The sequence below is a fragment of the Dactylosporangium cerinum genome, from assembly GCF_042653625.1.
Lineage (GTDB): Bacteria > Actinomycetota > Actinomycetes > Mycobacteriales > Micromonosporaceae > Dactylosporangium > Dactylosporangium cerinum.
Map to the genome: position 1 here is coordinate 19,229 of NZ_JBHSIU010000065.1, position 16,829 is coordinate 36,057.

The 16,829-nt window shown below is 69.8% G+C and carries 14 protein-coding genes; 10 read left to right on the forward strand and 4 right to left on the reverse strand.

Going from position 1 to position 16,829, the window contains the following annotated elements; all coding sequences use genetic code 11:
- Positions 1–108: 108 nt before the first annotated feature.
- The 8 genes from ACFPIJ_RS42195 to ACFPIJ_RS42230 all read left to right on the forward strand — a co-directional run bounded on the left by ACFPIJ_RS42195 (position 109) and on the right by ACFPIJ_RS42230 (position 6,605).
- Positions 109–1,119, forward strand: coding sequence for a hypothetical protein (locus ACFPIJ_RS42195; RefSeq protein ID WP_380124310.1), 1,011 nt, complete (start codon positions 109–111; stop codon positions 1,117–1,119).
- Entirely contained in the window at positions 1,116–1,559 is a 444-nt protein-coding gene (locus tag ACFPIJ_RS42200; RefSeq protein WP_380124311.1) for a hypothetical protein, read from the forward strand. The genes ACFPIJ_RS42195 and ACFPIJ_RS42200 overlap by 4 nt, the downstream gene beginning before the upstream one ends.
- Before the next feature lie 317 nt (positions 1,560–1,876).
- On the forward strand, positions 1,877–3,046 hold the full coding sequence (locus ACFPIJ_RS42205) for an AAA family ATPase (RefSeq protein WP_380124312.1): 1,170 nt from the start codon (positions 1,877–1,879) through the stop codon (positions 3,044–3,046).
- 26 nt (positions 3,047–3,072) lie between these two features.
- Positions 3,073–4,671, forward strand: coding sequence for a VWA domain-containing protein (locus ACFPIJ_RS42210; protein WP_380124314.1), 1,599 nt, complete (start codon positions 3,073–3,075; stop codon positions 4,669–4,671).
- A gap of 34 nt (positions 4,672–4,705) precedes the next feature.
- On the forward strand, positions 4,706–5,155 hold the full coding sequence (locus ACFPIJ_RS42215; RefSeq protein ID WP_380124315.1) for a hypothetical protein: 450 nt from the start codon (positions 4,706–4,708) through the stop codon (positions 5,153–5,155).
- Between the two features lie 150 nt (positions 5,156–5,305).
- Entirely contained in the window at positions 5,306–5,908 is a 603-nt protein-coding gene (locus ACFPIJ_RS42220; RefSeq protein WP_380124316.1) for an HAD domain-containing protein, read from the forward strand.
- A 114-nt stretch (positions 5,909–6,022) separates the two neighbouring features.
- The gene (locus ACFPIJ_RS42225; RefSeq protein WP_380124318.1) at positions 6,023–6,397 is read left to right on the forward strand and encodes a hypothetical protein; all 375 of its coding nucleotides are present in this window, start codon (positions 6,023–6,025) and stop codon (positions 6,395–6,397) included.
- Between the two features lie 70 nt (positions 6,398–6,467).
- Entirely contained in the window at positions 6,468–6,605 is a 138-nt protein-coding gene (locus ACFPIJ_RS42230) for a hypothetical protein (protein ID WP_380124320.1), read from the forward strand.
- A gap of 584 nt (positions 6,606–7,189) precedes the next feature.
- Here the strand turns inward: ACFPIJ_RS42230 and ACFPIJ_RS42235 are convergent.
- The 3 genes from ACFPIJ_RS42235 to ACFPIJ_RS42245 form a co-directional block, all read right to left on the reverse strand.
- On the reverse strand, positions 7,190–7,990 hold the full coding sequence (locus ACFPIJ_RS42235) for a hypothetical protein (RefSeq protein ID WP_380124321.1): 801 nt from the start codon (positions 7,988–7,990) through the stop codon (positions 7,190–7,192).
- 918 nt (positions 7,991–8,908) lie between these two features.
- Entirely contained in the window at positions 8,909–12,643 is a 3,735-nt protein-coding gene (locus tag ACFPIJ_RS42240) for a trypsin-like peptidase domain-containing protein (RefSeq protein WP_380124349.1), read from the reverse strand.
- Between the two features lie 9 nt (positions 12,644–12,652).
- The gene (locus tag ACFPIJ_RS42245; protein ID WP_380124322.1) at positions 12,653–12,976 is read right to left on the reverse strand and encodes a trypco2 family protein; all 324 of its coding nucleotides are present in this window, start codon (positions 12,974–12,976) and stop codon (positions 12,653–12,655) included.
- A 953-nt stretch (positions 12,977–13,929) separates the two neighbouring features.
- Between ACFPIJ_RS42245 and ACFPIJ_RS42250 the strand changes: the two genes are divergently transcribed.
- Both ACFPIJ_RS42250 and ACFPIJ_RS42255 read left to right on the forward strand, forming a co-directional pair.
- The gene (locus tag ACFPIJ_RS42250; protein WP_380124324.1) at positions 13,930–14,442 is read left to right on the forward strand and encodes a hypothetical protein; all 513 of its coding nucleotides are present in this window, start codon (positions 13,930–13,932) and stop codon (positions 14,440–14,442) included.
- A gap of 183 nt (positions 14,443–14,625) precedes the next feature.
- Entirely contained in the window at positions 14,626–14,841 is a 216-nt protein-coding gene (locus tag ACFPIJ_RS42255) for a hypothetical protein (protein WP_380124325.1), read from the forward strand.
- A 554-nt stretch (positions 14,842–15,395) separates the two neighbouring features.
- Here the strand turns inward: ACFPIJ_RS42255 and ACFPIJ_RS42260 are convergent.
- On the reverse strand, positions 15,396–16,538 hold the full coding sequence (locus ACFPIJ_RS42260; RefSeq protein WP_380124327.1) for a hypothetical protein: 1,143 nt from the start codon (positions 16,536–16,538) through the stop codon (positions 15,396–15,398).
- Positions 16,539–16,829 lie beyond the last annotated feature (291 nt).

A 16,829-nucleotide genomic window follows, 5' to 3' on the forward strand; every position in this document is an offset into this window, starting at 1 on the left:
CGACTGCCGCGCCCGCTGCTTCCCGACCACCATCGCCGCGCCTGGCTGCTGCTCGCCCAGGGCGGGCGCAGCCAGGCCGGCCGACCCGAAAGCGAGCACACCCACACCATGGACCGACGTCTCTGGTTCGACCTGCACGCCACCGTGCTGCACGCCGAACACGCCCTCACCCGCGCCGCACACCCCGCGCTGATCCTGCGCGACGGCCCCAGGCCACTGCTGGACAGCAACGGCATCCCGATGTTCACGGCCACCCCCGCCACGCGGGCCCTGCACACCGATGACCTCACCACCACCGGTGACGCGGTCACCGACATCGCCGTCCGGCTCGGACCCGACCGACCGCTGCGGTTGCCGCTGCAGACCCGATCGTCGCTGACCGGGACGCCACTGCGGGACCTGCTGCGCCGCGGCGCACACGACGGTCACCGCTGGTGCACCGTCGACCTCGACACCGCCGGGCTGCGGGCGGTCACCACCGAACCCGTCCGCGACGGCCAGCCACCCGCATCCGCGGTGTGGCGCGACGCGCACCTCACCGCCGCCGGCCTGAGCACCTACCCGGGACAGACGTGCCCCGGATACCGGCTGCACGGTGGGGCACCCGCCCGATTCGCCACCGACGTGCTGCGCCGGATCATCGCCGACACCAGCTGCAGCCACACCACCGGCTGCCCCGTCTTCACCGTCGTCGAGGACGGCGTCACCTGGCTGGTCGACGAGATCGGTGACCGCACCCCGGCCACCGCCGCCGACGACGGCTGGTGCTGCGTGGCGCACCCGGCGCTGCCGTGGACCGCCACCGCCGTACCCGACCCCGAACCGGATGCCGTGTTCGGGTACGGACCCGACGGCAGCAGCGAGCAGTGCGGCGTCTGCGGCGCGGTCAACGAAACCAGCTACCACGAGCTGCCGTCGATGGCCGGCTACGACCTCGACACCGTGCTCACCTGCACCATCTGCGGCTCCGCCGACGTCACCGACCCGATCTTCGGTGCACGGCCGCGGCCGAAGCCGTGGCCGCCCCAGCCCGAAACCCAGCCCGAACCGTCCAACGGCTGGCCCGACCCGCACGGTGCCGACGACCGCAGTGGACCGACGGACGGAGCTGGGCGATGACCGGCATCGACGACGACTGGACCCTGGACGAGGGACGCGACTGGATGCCCGAAGGCTGGTGGCGCCTCGAAGGGCGGATCCCGCTCACCGTCCGGTCCGGGCACAGCGACATCCCCGGGCTGCCGCTGCTGGCGTTCGGCCCACAGTTCTCCGGCGGGGTGCTGTCGGTGTACGGGCCGCGCTACCTCGACCTCGGGCACTTCACCCGCTGGGACGCCACCCGCAACTGGACGACCACCAGCGAACGGGAGGCGTACGACGCCCTGCGCGACGCGCACCCGGACACGTTCACCACCGTCATCGGCGGCGACGGACCCGCCGAAGTGTGGCTGGTGCTGCGCCTGACCCGGCACACCGACCCGGTCACCGACACGCTCCTGACCGTGCACGACCGCACCTGCCCGGCCGGCGCCCACCCCTGGGCCAACCTGACCTACTGAACCGCCACCCGAACCTGGCGTGCCCGCACCCCCGACTGCTGCACCGGCGCCTGCCGCACCTCGGTGTCATCCACGCGGGCAGTTGTCACGCCAGGGCGGCGGCTCGACGGCATTGATCCTGTACCACCGGCCGCCGCACAGGCAGGCCGGGCGCCACCTGCTGATGCAACACCGGGTGTGGTCACCCGCCCTCGCGCCCCTTGGCCGACCGGCCGAGGAGGACGAAGCAGGACCGCACCCGTCTCCGCTGCGCGGATCCATCCGCCCGCGCACCCGGAGACGGGTGCGCGGGCTCGACCTGCGAATCGAGGCACCACATGACCACACCAACGCCGAGCCCGGCCACGCCGCCGACGGCGGCCACCGCGCCCAGCGGCGCCTCCGCCGCCGACCCGGGCACCGAACCTACGGGCAACCGGCCCGGATACCTGTACCGCAAGGTCGCCCTGTACCTGGTCGAGCATCCCGACGAGTTCCACCAGCCGGGCGCGATCAAGACCGCCCTCGGTGTCCCGTCCTCTGGGGCGGTGTCCGAGGTGCTCAAGAAGATGACCGCCGCCGGTCACGCCACCCACCAGCGCGACCCGCACCACCGGTTCCGCATCACCCAGGCCGGCATCGACGCCGCCGGCGCCCTGCCACCCGCCGCACCCCGTCCCGCCGGCAGCGGTGGGGGAGCCCGGCCTGGGCGGCGCGGCCCGGTCACCCGCCCCAACGGCGAGCACTACTTCCCCCGCCGGCTCGCCGGCGCCACCGACGTCGACGTGCTGCACCGGCTGCGGGACAAGCGGATCCCGGTGCTGCTGTACGGGCCGCCCGGCACCGGCAAGACCGCCATGGTCGAAGCCAGCTTCCCGGACCTGCTCACCATCACCGGCACCGGCGACACCGTCGTGGAGGACTTCCTCGGCAACTTCATCCCGCTGCCCGACGGCGGGTACGAGTTCGTCTACGGCCCGCTCGTGCAGGCGATGCGCCAAGGGCGGGCGCTGCTCATCGACGACGCCACCCTCATCCCGCCGAAGGTCCTCGCGGTGCTGTACCCGGCGATGGACGGCCGGCGGGTCATCCACATCCCCGGCTACCGCAACGAACGCGTCGAGGCCGTCGACGGGTTCTACGTCATCGCCGGGCACAACCCCGGCGTCCACGGCGCCATCCTCACCGAAGCCCTCGCGTCCAGGTTCGACGTACACATCGAGGTCACCACCGACTGGGACCTCGCCAAACACCTCGGCGTCCCCGCCGCCGCGATCGCGGCGGCGCAGACGATCAACGCCGACCTGGACGCCGGGAAGGTCACCTGGGCGCCGCAGCTGCGTGAGCTGCTCGGCTTCAGCAAAGTCCGCAAGACCCTCAGCCTGCCAGCCGCCGTCGCCAACCTCGCCGGCCGCGCCCCCGAAGACGACCGGGCCGCGGTCATCGCCGCCCTGTCCACCGCGTTCGGCACCACCGTCACCGCCCTGACCCTCGGCAAACAGCGCTAACCCCGAACCCCGAAGGAGGAACCGTCATGCCAGATCCCAGCAGCCACCTGCACCCGACCGGACTCACCAAACCCGACCCCGACTGGGCCGAGTGGGACCGAGCCTGGACCCGCGAAGTGACGAAACTGACCGGCCGCACCGACCTGACCGTCGTCGTTGCCCCCGGCGCCGGCGGCACCGCACCGGCCTGCTACTACCCGGCCTTCCGCCGGGTCGAGGTCGACGCCGCCCACATCGGGAAGCCCGACGTCGCCGACCCTCGCCGGGCCGCGCACAAGAAGATCGTCCCCACCGGCTACGGCGCGTTGGTCCACGAAGCCGGGCACGCCGCGCACAGCCTGTGGACGGCCCCGCCCGGCACCCCACCGGTCGTCTCGGCGGTCGCCGACATGCTCGAGGAATCTCGAGCGGAAGGCCGTCACCGCGCCCGCCGCCGCGGCGACCGCCGCTGGCTGCGGCACATGGTCAACGTCCTGGTCAACGAGGACGACGCACCCGCCGACGACGTCTGGCACGCCGCGTACGTCGCCGGTCTGCTCCTGGCCAGGGTCGACGCCCGCATCCTCACCGCCAAAGATGTCAAAGCCGTCCGGGCGGCGGTCACCAGCGTCCTCGGCCGCAAACCGCTGGCGCGGCTGCGCGACATCTGGCGGGAAGCCCACACCGTCGGCGACACCGACGCCGAGACGATGATCGAGCTGGCGTGGCGGTGGTGCCGGGTCCTCGGCATCGACCCGCACACACAGCCGGCGACACCCACCGCCGATGAGGGCGAATTTGCCGGAGCGCTCGCCGCCGCGATCGGCGGCTTCCTCGCCGCCGCTGCCGGGCTCAACCCGGCCACCCACACCGCCCAGCGCATCGCCGAACGGCACGGCGCCCCCGCCTCCTGGACGCTGCGCGACCCGACCACCGACGAGCAACAGGCCGCCCGCACGCTCGCCGCCCGGCTCCGCACGGCCCGGACCAGCAGCGTCGAACCGGCCACCCGCCCGTCGGCGATCCCACCCGGGCGGCTGCGGGCCCGCGCCGCGATCACCGCCGACGCCCAACGCGCCGCCGGGCAACTGCCCACCGCCCAACCGTGGCAGCAACGCGCCACCCTGCCACCGCACAAGCCGAAGCTCCACCTCGCGGTCCTGGTCGACGTGTCCTCCTCCATGTGGGCATTCGCCGCGCCGATGTCGTCGGCGGCGTGGATCCTGGCCAACGCCGCCCGCCGCACCGACGCCACCGTCACCACCCTCGCCTTCGGCGCGACCGTGACGCTGCTCGTCCCGCCACACCACAAACCCGCCCAGGTCCACCAGATGCAGGCACGCGACAGCTACGAACGGTTCACCGAGGCGGTCAAACTCGCCGACCAGCTGCTCAACCTGCGCCACCGCGGCACCGTGCGGATGCTCGCCGTGGTCTCCGACGGCCACTACAGCGGGCACATCGATGCCGCGCAGCGCCTCATCACCACCCTGCACCGCACCGGCTGCGCGGTGCTGTGGCTGCACCCCGGCGACAGCGGGTCCTGCCACACCTACACCCACACCACGACGGTCGCGGTCACCAACCCGATCTCGGCGATCGACGTCATCGTCGGCGCCGCCGTCACCGCCCTCACCCAGGCATAACCCGACCCCGCACCGACAGGAGCAACGAAACCCCATGCCAGCAACCGATTCGCGTATCGCGGACTGGGCGAGACAGATCCTCACCGCGGTCGACGACAGCGTCGCCGAAGGTGCCCTCCCCGCCACCGTGCGGTCCTTCACCGAACTACACGACCACTGCGACGCCAACGACTTCCTCATTGACGTCGGTGTCCCGCACGACGGCACCGACGCCACGATCGAACACATCGTCGCCGTGCAGGACGCGGTCACCGCGGCGCTGCAGGCACCCGACCGGCCCTGGTGCACATACGGCACCTGCCGCTACCCCGGCCACAACCACACCACCACCCAGGCCGACGACGGCCGCGACCTGGACACCCCGGTCCCGATGCGCTGCACGCACTGCGGCCAGCCCGCCCACTACGACGACAAACTCGGCGACTACCGCCACGACAACCCCGCCGCGCCCGACTGCTTCCTCATCCGCGCAGCCGAGCGCTGACCTCGCGGCCATCACCGCGAACCCGTCCTCCCCGGCGAACCCCATCGGCCGGACCTGGCCGATGCCGGCACCCGCGAGGACGTGAGTCGCCACCAGCGACCCGCACCACCCTGTTGAGCTGCGCCACTCCCTCACGTCTGGAGTACCCGCATGCCCGAGCACGCAGACCCGCTGCGGTTCCCGCTGCAGCACCACCTCGACGCCCTCACCACGGTGTCCGGGACCGGGCCGGTGGTCGCCGTCGACGTCGACGGGGTGCTCAACCCCGACGACCCCGCGCGGGCCGCCGCGCTGGGCTACCGGCCGCACACCTACGACGGGCTAGGCCCAGACGGGCAGCCGGTCACCGGCACCGTGTGGCTGCACCCCGAGCACGGCCAATGGCTGACCGAACTCACCACCTCGGGCGCCGAACTGGTGTGGTGCACCAGCTGGGGCCCGCTCGCCGCCACCTGGATCGCGCCCCGCCTCGGCCTCCCACCCCACATGCCCGTCATCGGCGTCAAGATCAGCGGCGTGCGCAGGCGTCACCAGTGGAAACTGTTCGACCTCTACCGGGCCATCGGCGACCGGCCGGTCGCGGTCCTCGACGACGCCGTCGGCGGCAAAGACCCCGACGACGCACGCAACCGCACCCGCAACGGCCGGCCCACCCTGCTGGTCCCGGTCCATCCGGGCACCGGCCTGCGCCGCACCGACATCGACACCGTCCTGGCCTGGCTGCGCCACCAGCACCTGCCCACCGATCGGTAGGGCACCGCCCACCGCCACCAGCCAGACCCTCTGGCAAACCGATACCCGCCCACTGTGCCTGGCGGCCGTCCAGACCACCGGACGGCCGCCCCACAGTGCTGAGGAAGGAGCGACATGGACTCCCTGCACGACCCAGAGGTCCCCGACACGGCCCCACCGCCGCTGAGCGTCGGTGACCCGGTCACCGGCAAGACCCGCCTGCTGGCCCGCCAATGCGCGACGTGCATCTTCCGTCCAGGGAACCAGATGCACCTAGCGCCAGGCCGTCTCAAGACGATGGTCGAGCAAGCCATCGTCGACGGCAGCTATGTCATCTGCCACGACACCCTCCCGTACGGCAACTTCCCCGAGGCGCAGCCGGCGGTCTGCCGCGGCTTCGCCGACCGGTACCGCACCTGGCGGCTGCAGGTCATCGCCTGCCTCTTCGGCTTCGTCGACGTCGAGCCGCCCGCCGAACCAGCCGGGGATGGCAAGGGCAGGACCGGATAGCGACTTGACCGACGTCGCTCAGGCGCCACCCGAACGCCACCACCCAGCGCCGGCAGGGCCGCACGGAGTCATGACCGGCGTAGTGCCAGACGCGGCCACGGTCATCGCCTGCGTCCAGCTCGCCCCGAGCATCCGGCTCGGCGAGGTGCAGACAGCAGTGGAGGACCTCTACACGCTCATCGAGCAGATGGCCGCCGTTGTTCCCTGACGTTGCCGCTCGGGCGTCTCCCGCCAACTGATGGTGCCGGCGAGTCGTATGACTGTGAGCGGGTGGAGCGAAATGCCGGCACCGGCAGGGGCCCGTCCTGCTCGGCGCCGGTCTCGCCCCACAGATCGAGCTTGTCGACGAACGTGACAACGAGCGGTAGTGCCCGCTCGCCGGCCGGTGTCAGGGGCGTAGGTCTGGCCGCGCGCCTGGCTCTGGCCGGCTGACGAGGCCGTGATCGACGAGACGCTGCAGCACGAGCGGATGAGTACCGGCGGCAAGATCCGTCTGATCTGTACGGATAGCCCCGCGTTTTGAGAAAACTCATCTGGCTTCGTCCGTGATTTCCGGACCCGTTTGTAGGCGAGCTCGGGGCCCACGGGCTGAAGTCCGATTCTTGTGTTCGTGAGTTCAGGGCCCACCCATGTGGTTGGTCTGACGGCTGGCGAGCCCAACGCCGTCGAGTCGCCAGCGACGTCCCTTGCGCTCTCCGAACCCTGCTGCACTACCTCCAAGCTGTCGTAGGCGACTACGCCGCGTGATGAAGGCGGCCTGGTAGCTCACGAAAGGCCACGAATCACGGCGAATCAGTTCATCCGACGGAGTTCCGGCTGCGTCCGTCCTGGCTCGTCGGCAACGTAGGTCGGGCTCAACTCGTGGAATGCTTCTTCCGCCCATCGCCTGCGCACCGGGTCCGTGCAGGCGTCCAGAAATGCTCGCGCCGCGGCACCGACGTGCTCACGGTGGACGGCCAGCTCGGGAACTCGTACGAGCACCACCGCCGCAGCGATCGCCTCCTGTCGAACACGGGGGTCCGGATCGTCCAGAAACGCGGCGGCGGCATCGTACATCTGGGAACGGAGCTGCCGGACAGCCTGCCACGCCGAGTTCGGGTACCCCAGTGGCGAATGGCCAGCCAGCTCGACGAACTTACGGACGCGGACGTCACCGACTGCTTCCGCGACGAACGACAGCCAGGTCAGCAGATGCCCTCGCAACGGCTGGAGTCTGCCGTCCGGGCTCCGGATCACCGTATCGCCGCCTACCTTGCGGTCCAGCAGCGCCAGCACGTACCGGACGGCCGGCACCGCCGGCTGGAATACGTTCGGATGCTCGATGAACGAGCTGTCCCACAGATACGCCAGGCCCACCGTGACGGACCGCGGATCGTCAGCGACCAGACCGTGCAGCGAAGCCCGCATGTCGGGGTCCGGCAACCAGTACTCGTCCGCCTCGCAGGCCCGCATGATGTCGTCGACCATGTTGCACAGGTCAGCCCGCTCCTCAGCCACGGCAGCATGATGACACAGCATCGACGAGCCGGTGGCGGCCGCTGCATCCACAAGATGATCTCTCGATCCCCTGCACTCAAGGACATCGGTGGGCATGCCGTCCACCAGGGGTGACCAGCGGTTTGTTTGCCAGTTCGGGGACCACCTCGTTCGGGTGGTTTCTGTTGTTCGTGAGTTTCGGGCCCGCCTCGGCCGGTGGGAGCATCGGCTGGTCTGGACGGGAGCCTGCCGATGGCGCCGATGTCGAAGGTCGACCTGTTCGCGGCGATCCGACGGGACTCGCGGGCCGGCATGTCCGTGCGGGCGTTGGCACGGCAGTATCGGGTCAGCCGCCGCACGGTGCGTTCGGCGCTGCAGTCGGCGTGGCCGCAGCCACGCAAACCGCTGCCACCCAGGGCGTCGAAACTCGATGCGTTCAAGCCGATCATCGACGGCATCCTCCGCGCGGACCTGGACGCGCCACGCAAGCAGCCGGGACATCCCGACGCTTCCGCAGCCCACCTACCCGAACCTCGCCGCAGGCCCCGACCCGCCGTTCTGATCAATCCGACATTGACCAGGTGGGTCCCGAACTCACCAACAACGATCAAGCGAAAGCGGCCAACCTGGGCCCCGAAGTCACGCACATCTGGGCCCGGTTCTCACCGACGAAGCCACTCATCGGACGGGTCATCTGAGAAACGCCAGTTCGTAGCCCACCTCGACGCCTTGGCCGGTGCTATTGAGTCGTCGGATGTCCGTTGGGCGATCGGCTTACGGACACCGCAAACGCGCTCAATGCGGCCATGAGCGCACACCAGTCGGCAGGTCGGGCCGCCGAAACGGCGTACGGAGCGTATCGATTGCCGCGGGGTCGCGGCGAGCCGAGCGCGGCGGCGTGAAGGTGATCAAGAGTGAACGCCACGGCGGCGGGCAGCGTCCAGGGGATGGTCGAGTTCTGGTCTGGCGGTAGGTTACGAGCGCCACAAGTTCGGCGAGAGCGCAACAGCCTCTTCAGGGACTAGAAAATGCTCGTCACCGCCGCCCTGACAGGTGCTTGGCCAGCCGTTCGTGGCGGAACTGGTATGCGCCGCCGACTTCTCGCAGGATGCCAGCGGTCTGGGCGTGCGCGAGAAACCGCGCCAGGCGGACCGGCACCCGGCCGCTCAGGACGAGCCACACGTGAGCGCAGCGGTACTGCTGCCAGGCGATGTCGCGGGTGGCGTACAGCAGCAGCGGAACGCCGACGAAGCTCATGACGAAGGAGCTGACGAGGATGACGCCGAGCGTGCCGCCCGCTACAGGGCTGCCCGCCAGGTGCGTGGCATACGGCGCGAACCGGGGCAAGGCCATGGCGGACCAGTCGGCGACGCCGAGCCAGGCGTCGGCGCCGATCGGGACGGGGTGGCCGACGACTGCGTTGCCGGCGGAGACCGACAGTACGGCCGGCACGGCGGCGGCCAGGACGAAGACCCGGCGGTCGGCCCGCAGCACCGAGCGGTGGTCGACCGCGTCTGCGGTGTCGACCGGTGTCTGGACCCAACGCAGCAGGGCGAGCAGCAGACCGATCACCGCGCCCAGGAACGCCGAACCGATCACGTCGCTGCCGCCCAGCGCCGAGAACACTTGGTCGGCGCCAGTCAACCGCAACTCGACGGCCATCGGAGAAGCCGGCGGCGACAGGGTGACGCCACCGGCGAGGAGCGATGATACGAAGTCGCCGAAGCCCGTCAGAAGGTCGGACGAGAAGCCGAGCACGGCGCCGACCGCCGCACCTCGGGCGATTCGCCCGGAGGCCACCTCGGGAAGGTCGCGGAGGCGCGGTGCGATCCGCCGTGGTTGCCGGCCGTCCGTCCGAGCCGCGGCGAGGCCGCCGCCGACCTGGGCGGACAGTAGCGCGACCACGGCGGCGACTACGACCCCGAACAGCTTGGTGTCGTTGAGTCCGGCACTCGCTGGCAGCCCAAGGCTGACCAGGTCAAGGGCCCCACCGAGGACTTCCTTCACCACGAAGGCAGCCGTCTGCGGGCGGTATGCGACGACTAGCCCGACCATGGTCACCACGATGGTCACGGCGACCCGTGATCGAACGCTGCGAAGGGGCCGGGCCGGGGTCGGCACGCGTGCCTGCCGGTCGTGGTTGAGATAGCCGCAGAGCGCGCCGGCGAGAATCAGAGCGGCGCTCACGGGGATCTCCGGCTGAGCCGATCGCTGCAGCAGAGCCATCGTGGCGGCGACGGCGAACACCACACCGGCGACCACCGCCCGGTGGTATCTGTCGACGGCGTCCGCCACCCGTCGCTGCCGGCGGGACGGCAGCATGGCCCAGGGCACGACACAACTCGTTGCGGCGATCGCGAGGACCTGATCGAAGATGCCGTGTGGTGTCACCGATCGAAGCACCAGGACCAGCGCCATCACGCCGAAGACCGTGAGCCACGGGCTCCGGCCGCGTGCGGCGGTCAGCCACGCAGCCTGCGTGAACACCGGTTTTGGCTGCGGCGCAGCCAGGGCGGCCGCGACGCCGCCGACGAGCAGGGCGCTGAGCATGAACGCCAGGTCGGCCGCTGACGCCGCGTTCTGCGGCCGGTACACGATGAACGACAGCGTCAGGCCGAAGGCGGCCGTCACCCCGACGACCGCGCCGAACAGGCCGCCGACAGCCAGCCGCGGGGCGAAGTTATGCAACCGCCACGACGCGATCGTCGGATCGTTCGAATCGATGGTGGCGCGGGCGAGGAAGCGCAGAGTCCGCTCCGCCTCACGGACCCGGCGGGTCGTCGCCCCGCGCCGCACCGGGCGAAGGCGCTCGCCCAGTGCGTATTCGACGTACGCGGCCAGCAACGCCGTCTCGATGGCGGCACGGCCGGCGTAGCGTCGCGGGTCGAGCAGGTCGAGTGGGTCGCGGTCGCCGCTGCCGTACAGCTCGCGGGCCATGCTCAGGAACAGCGGGACGGCCAGGGTGCGCAGCAGCGGATGCCGGTCGTCGACCCTGCGGTGCAGGTCCCGCCAGGCGGCCGCGGCCGTCTGGGACGCCGCCGCAGCGAGGTAGTCCCAGATCGCCGCCGGGGTCAGCGGCGCGAGTTCGAGCACCGGCGCCGCCCGCAGCACTTCGCCGCGTGCGGTGGCCGCCGCGTACTCGCTCGGCCGGCTCGTCAGCACGATCCGCTGGCCCGGCCGGAGGAGCCGGTTGACGGCGATGAGCGCCGACGGGCGCACGGACGCCGGGATCTCGTCGAATCCGTCCATGATCAGCATCAGCTGTCCGGTGTCGAGGAGCTGTCGTGCCGCCTGTGGCCGGTTCACCAGCGGGCCTAGGTTCTCGCTCATCCAGCTGACGAGCCAGTCGGAGAGATCGACCGTGTGGACGTCCCACAGGGCGAGCGGGACGATGACCGGAATCGGCGCGCCCGGCGACCACGACAAGGCACAAGCGGCCGCCAGCCGCCGGGCGGCCGTCGTCTTGCCGGCTCCTCCCGGGCCGACCAGCACGATACGACCGGAGGGGATCGCGGCGAACACCTTTTCGATGGCCCGGACGTCGCCGTCCAGTTCGATGGGGGTACGGACGTCCGGCTCGCCGCGGATGACGTCCCAGCGATCCATCGACTGATGCGCCGCGACCCGCAACACGACCGGCATCGGCCATGGATCATGAACGCCCTGCGAACGTTCCTGTTCCGCCAACGTCGTCGACATGTAACGGATGAGGGCCACATCATCGGCGACCACCAACGCCGGCTTCGTCAAGACCCACGTGGCCAAGGCAATCACGAACGGCATCACACCGCCGAGCACGCCCCAAATTGCGCTGATATGTGCCGAACCGGCTGTCGTCCAGAGCAACAGCGTCAGCAACGCAGTCAGCAGGCCCGCCGCAGCTGCGAGCATCGACCGCATTCGGTGCGACACGGACTGCGCACCGGCCGTCTCCCGCGCGGGCGGGGCGAACCCGGCCGATTCGAATTTCGGACGGAAATGTTCCATCGTGTCGGGTGGGAGTTCGACTTCGGGCACGACGGCAACATCCGGTGATCTTGGGGGCAGAACCACCACGTCGGCGATACCGGTAACCCCCAAGCGGCTCCACCACGCGCCGGGATCACTCACTCCGGGCCCCCACAGTGGGTAGTCCGGATCGTGTTCGAGCAGGCTGATGGGCGCCATGGTGATCGTCGACTGCCCTTCCCGCGGCGCGTGCTCGATCACCACGCCTAGCAGCTTCCCTCCGGCGATGACCGGCCCTCCGGACATACCGGACCATGGCGACTCGGCCAGCGTGCAATCCTCCAGGGGCAGCGGGCGTGGTGAGTCTCGCACCAGGACGCTCGCGAGCCCGGTGGCCAGCTTCGACAGCACTGGAACCTCGCCGATGGCGTCGGCGATCTCGCGGACTGCCGCCGGTGACGGCCTTTCTGTGAACCATGGATAGCCGAAGGCGTGGCATCTAATCGCAGCCTCGACCGCGCTGTCCCGGTCGAGACGGGCCAGCCGGAGCGCGGGAAAATCCACCGACGGGTCGTCGATCTCGACCAAAGCCAGATCCGGAGCCGGCCCAGACTCCTGGCCGACGAACCGTAAGTCGATCGACGCGTCGCAGAGTTCTTTCTTGGGGGTGCGGACACGCACCGCGACGTCGCCAGCGACCACATGAGCCGCGGTGAGTACGGTGCGGCCGGCCACGATGCACCCTGATCCGTACCGGTACCGAGGATTGACACCCTCGCCAGCGTCAACGATGACCTCAACGAGCCGATCCGCCAATGACACGTCCAATTGCTATCCCTTGAGCTCATCACCCGCGTTGGCGACCTTGATCGGTTGGCCCAAGCGATCGACGGGGCCACCGAATACCACGGTGACTTTTTGTTCATCGGCGCGCTGCCGGCTACCACCGCCGCCCAGCTCGAGCTCCACGATCGGCACCTTGAACCCCGCCTTGCCCTCGGCCGAACGAGTCGCCGTCACGGTAAGCTCGACTGTCATCGACTCCACCGGAAGCTGAATATCGCGACCCGACCCCTCTGCGCGGGCCTGCAGCAGCTCATCACGCAACGCCGCGATCGCCTCTGCCAGCCCAATACCGTCCGAAGGATCCGCCATGCGATCAGCCTCCCAGTCACCGCCAGTACGGCGACCCTAGCGCCCGGCGGCTGGCTACACATCAGTCTCAAAGGCGACGTGAGATCGCTCTTTGCTCCATAGCCGTCCATCGTTACCCACGATATGCGACGGGTGCGTTTCTTCTGGGGTGAACTGATCATCGGTGATCAAGGCGGCCAGCGCCGTCTTGGCTGGCCGGCGCCGCAAGCGACGTACATGGATCGCTCAAGACCGTCCTGAGACCTGCTATTGCTGCGTTGCTGCTGGCTAGGCTAGGGCTTCTTGGTGATCTCCCTTACTGTATTGGTGGCACGACCGCAGCCCGGCCAGGCTGGGTCGAGGTGATCGGCGGAGTGGCTCACTCATCGGCTATGAGCGGACGACGATGGTGCCGGGGCCCGGCTTCTGTCCGTTGGGGGTTCCCAAACGGACAGCTGGACTGGCTCCATGGCCGAGTACTTACCTGCCTTCCCGAAGAGTGGGTCACGAGACAGAGTCGTTCGATCGGTTGTGCCTCTTGTGTGGTGCAGAGAAACCCCGGCAACCGGATGCATCTGGCGACCGGTCGACTCAAAGGGATCGTCGCTGCGGCGGTGGCGGACGGCAGCTATGTGATCTGCCACGACACGCTCCCGTACGGCAACCACCCGACGTGCAACCGGCGGTCTGCCGCGGCTTCCATGACCGGTACCGCACCTGGCGGCTGCAACTCATCGGACGCCTCTTCGGCTTCATCGAGGTCGAACCACCCGGCCCGGCGTCCGCAGACACCCCCGCTGGCGGACACACCGCCGGGATCTCGTACCCGCGCTCTGCCCGGGGTCGCTCGCGACGGCTTGACCTGCGCGGAAAGTCGAGCGTCGATGGGTGTGCCGGAACCGGCAACCCCGCCGCCACACGCGTGCCGGGTGTCGGCGGCTGACCAGACGCACGCACCGCGGGGAGACCACGCCATGACCAGCATGCTCAGCACCGTCACCCAGGAGCGCACGCATCCGTCCGCCGACGTGACCGTCCCCGAGGACGTGGTCGACGTGCTGCTCTGGCGGCTGGCGTTCGACGTCGCCGCCGAGCACCAGCGCAACTCCGCCGGAGACTGCACCAACCTGCGCTGCACCGGCGTTCGCCGCATTTGCGCCCCGGCCGTAGATGCCTATCGGGCGCTGCGGATGGCCCGCCGCCCGCTGGCACCGGCCCGATCACCGGCGGCGAGTTCCCCGTCTGCCGCCCGAACCGCACCGACCACCGCCCCTGCTCCAGTCGACACCCCCGACCCGCGACCGGCACCGACCGTGTTCGGGCGCGCCGCTGTCGGCCACTCGAACACGGGACAGTTCACCGACTGGTTCACCAGCGCCGTCAGAACGGTTCACGGCCGACGGCCGAACCAGCTGCCACGCGGCAGACCCGGCGCCGACCATCACCTGCCACAACGGACGCCCGGATCAGCGCTTTTCGTTGACTGACACCTCGACGACCGCAACGCCGACTGGGACCCGCGGTTGCCGAAAGCGGTCCGGCGACTTGACGCGTCAGGTCTGACGGCTCGACGCTGTGTCGCCTGAAGCGTCACTGCCACCAACCGAGGGTCGGGTCTTGCGCGACAGTGTGCACCGCCGTCACGGTTGGTCCCCTATGGAGGAGGAGTCATGGCAGACCATGCCAAGGCCGCCGCTGCTGCACTCAATCAGATCAACCCGGAGGACCTTGAAACGACGGACCAACGCATCGCATATGCCCAGGCAAATGCGTCCCTGGCGCTGGCGCTCGCCGTCGCAGCCCTCGTTGGGCAGACCAAGCAGACAGGGACCAGTCTGGCGGGCGCCGCCGCAGCGCTCGGCCAGGAGATACGCCGCGCCCGCTGACTATTGCGGCCGTTCGCCTGGCTGCATCGGAAGTCCGGCAGGCATCCCTACCGCAGTCCAAGTCGTGAACCCGAAATTCGCTGCCCGGCCTCGACCGGTTGGCTGAGACGGTCGTCGAACCACCTATTACCGTCACAGCCCATGCCGTCGACGTCGTGCTGCGGCGACTTGCGGTTGACGTCTTTGATCGAGCGCCGCAATGAGCCGATGGTCAATGTGCCAACCTGTCCTGGACCGACGAGCGGTGCGCGTGGACCACGGCCGTGCAAGCGCGGCGTGCTTCCCGCCCGTCGCCCCACCACCAGCAGAATTTCAGCGTCCGGCTCCCCATCCGCAACCATGTCGCGGCCGACCGAGCCGTATCGAACGGGTCTGGGACAGACGCGGCCGTTGGTCGAGCTCCCGAGCGAAACAACGCTGGTGGGTACATCCGATCCGGAGCGCAGATTCGACCTGACTGTCGCGGTCGCCGGCGCGACGGTGACTGAGTGTCCTGGCATCGGCGTGGGCCAGCAGGTGCAACTTGCCGGTCTCCGCCAGCACCCCGGTCGTGTTCAGGCAACAGTCCTTTCCCAGTGCCGGTAAACGGTGCGTTTCGACCGGCCGATCCGGGCAGCGACCTCGGCGAGACTTAGGTCCGGCTCACGCCGCCGCCAGTAGGCAACAGCCGCTGCTGTGTCGAGAGGGACGGCCTCTGGTTGGTCGAAGCCCTGATCGAATACAGATTGATCATTCCTCTCGGCGAGTGCCGCCTTGCCGGGACGGCCATGGCGCTGGGACGGTATCGGGTCAGCCCTCTGTTGATCGGTGGGCGTCATGCGGCTCGCTTCATCCGGCCCCGCTTCCACGTCACTGGTCGGAATCGCGTACACACCCGAGTCGGCTGCGGTGTGTGCGAGGTTCGGCAGCGACGCGGGTTTCGCGACAGTGCCGCGCTGGGCCGGGGTGCTGCAGTGCCCGGACCGTGCTGTCGCGATCGTGGATTGCGGCAGTCTGGCGTCGGCGTTAATCGGCGGAGCCGCCAGCGTTGACGGCCGGACCGGCTGATGCCTGAATGCGTCCATCAGGCTCGGATCTGGTGCTTGGGCGGTGTGACTGTCAACGGGCGTTGTAGAGCGCTGGCCTGGCTGCGTCGGCGAAGGTGCCAGCTGGGTCGGTGCTAGACCCTGGGCGATGAGGTCGGTCAATGCGTCGTAGTCGGCTCGGTTCGCGAGCCGGCCGGCGATCTCGTCGAGGTCGTATACAGCGACGGCGATGTCAGCGGTGGTCGGGTCGACAGTGGCGCGGATCTTGCGGTGCAGGACGGTGGCGATCGCCCTTCGGCGCCGTTCGGCGTCGAGTTCGGTGCGTGCTGCGGCGAGCGATTCGTACAGGCCCAGGTTGGGGTGCGCCTTGGCGAGGGACTTGGCTCGGTGGGTGAGCCACGGGTGGCGGATCCAATGGCCGAACGGTTCGTATGCGGGTGTGGTCGGGGGTAGGGCGTCGAGCGCGCGGAGCCGGTCGCGGCGGGAGTTCTCGGTATGGGTCAGCCACACCAGGTATCCGAGCGCGGACATTCCGGCGAAGAACCCGCCGAGCAGCGGGTCCGGGTGCGCGGTCCAGTTGAACGCGGTGGCCCCAGCCGCCACGGCCGCGGACAGGAGTCGTGACCCGGTCGCGCGCTCCCCGAGCCGGCGTCGCACGTCGGCGTTGGCCATCACCACGACGCCGCCGAGCTCCAACGCACCGACTGCCGGGATCGCCGCCAGCAGCGGTATGTCCAGCGCGTGTACCGCGCCGGACACCTGCCCAGCGAGGGCGACGACGAGCACCACCGAGTAGAAGCCGCGCCGTAGTAGCGCCGCGTGCCGCACCGCCGTGTGCAGTTCGGCGTCGAAGCCGTGACGCCCGACAGTCGATGTCCGGACGTCGGTACGAAGTGCCTGGACCGTGTCGACGTGGGGGCCGCCGCTGGCGAAGGTTCGTGGCCGGATGTCGTGGACCGACCC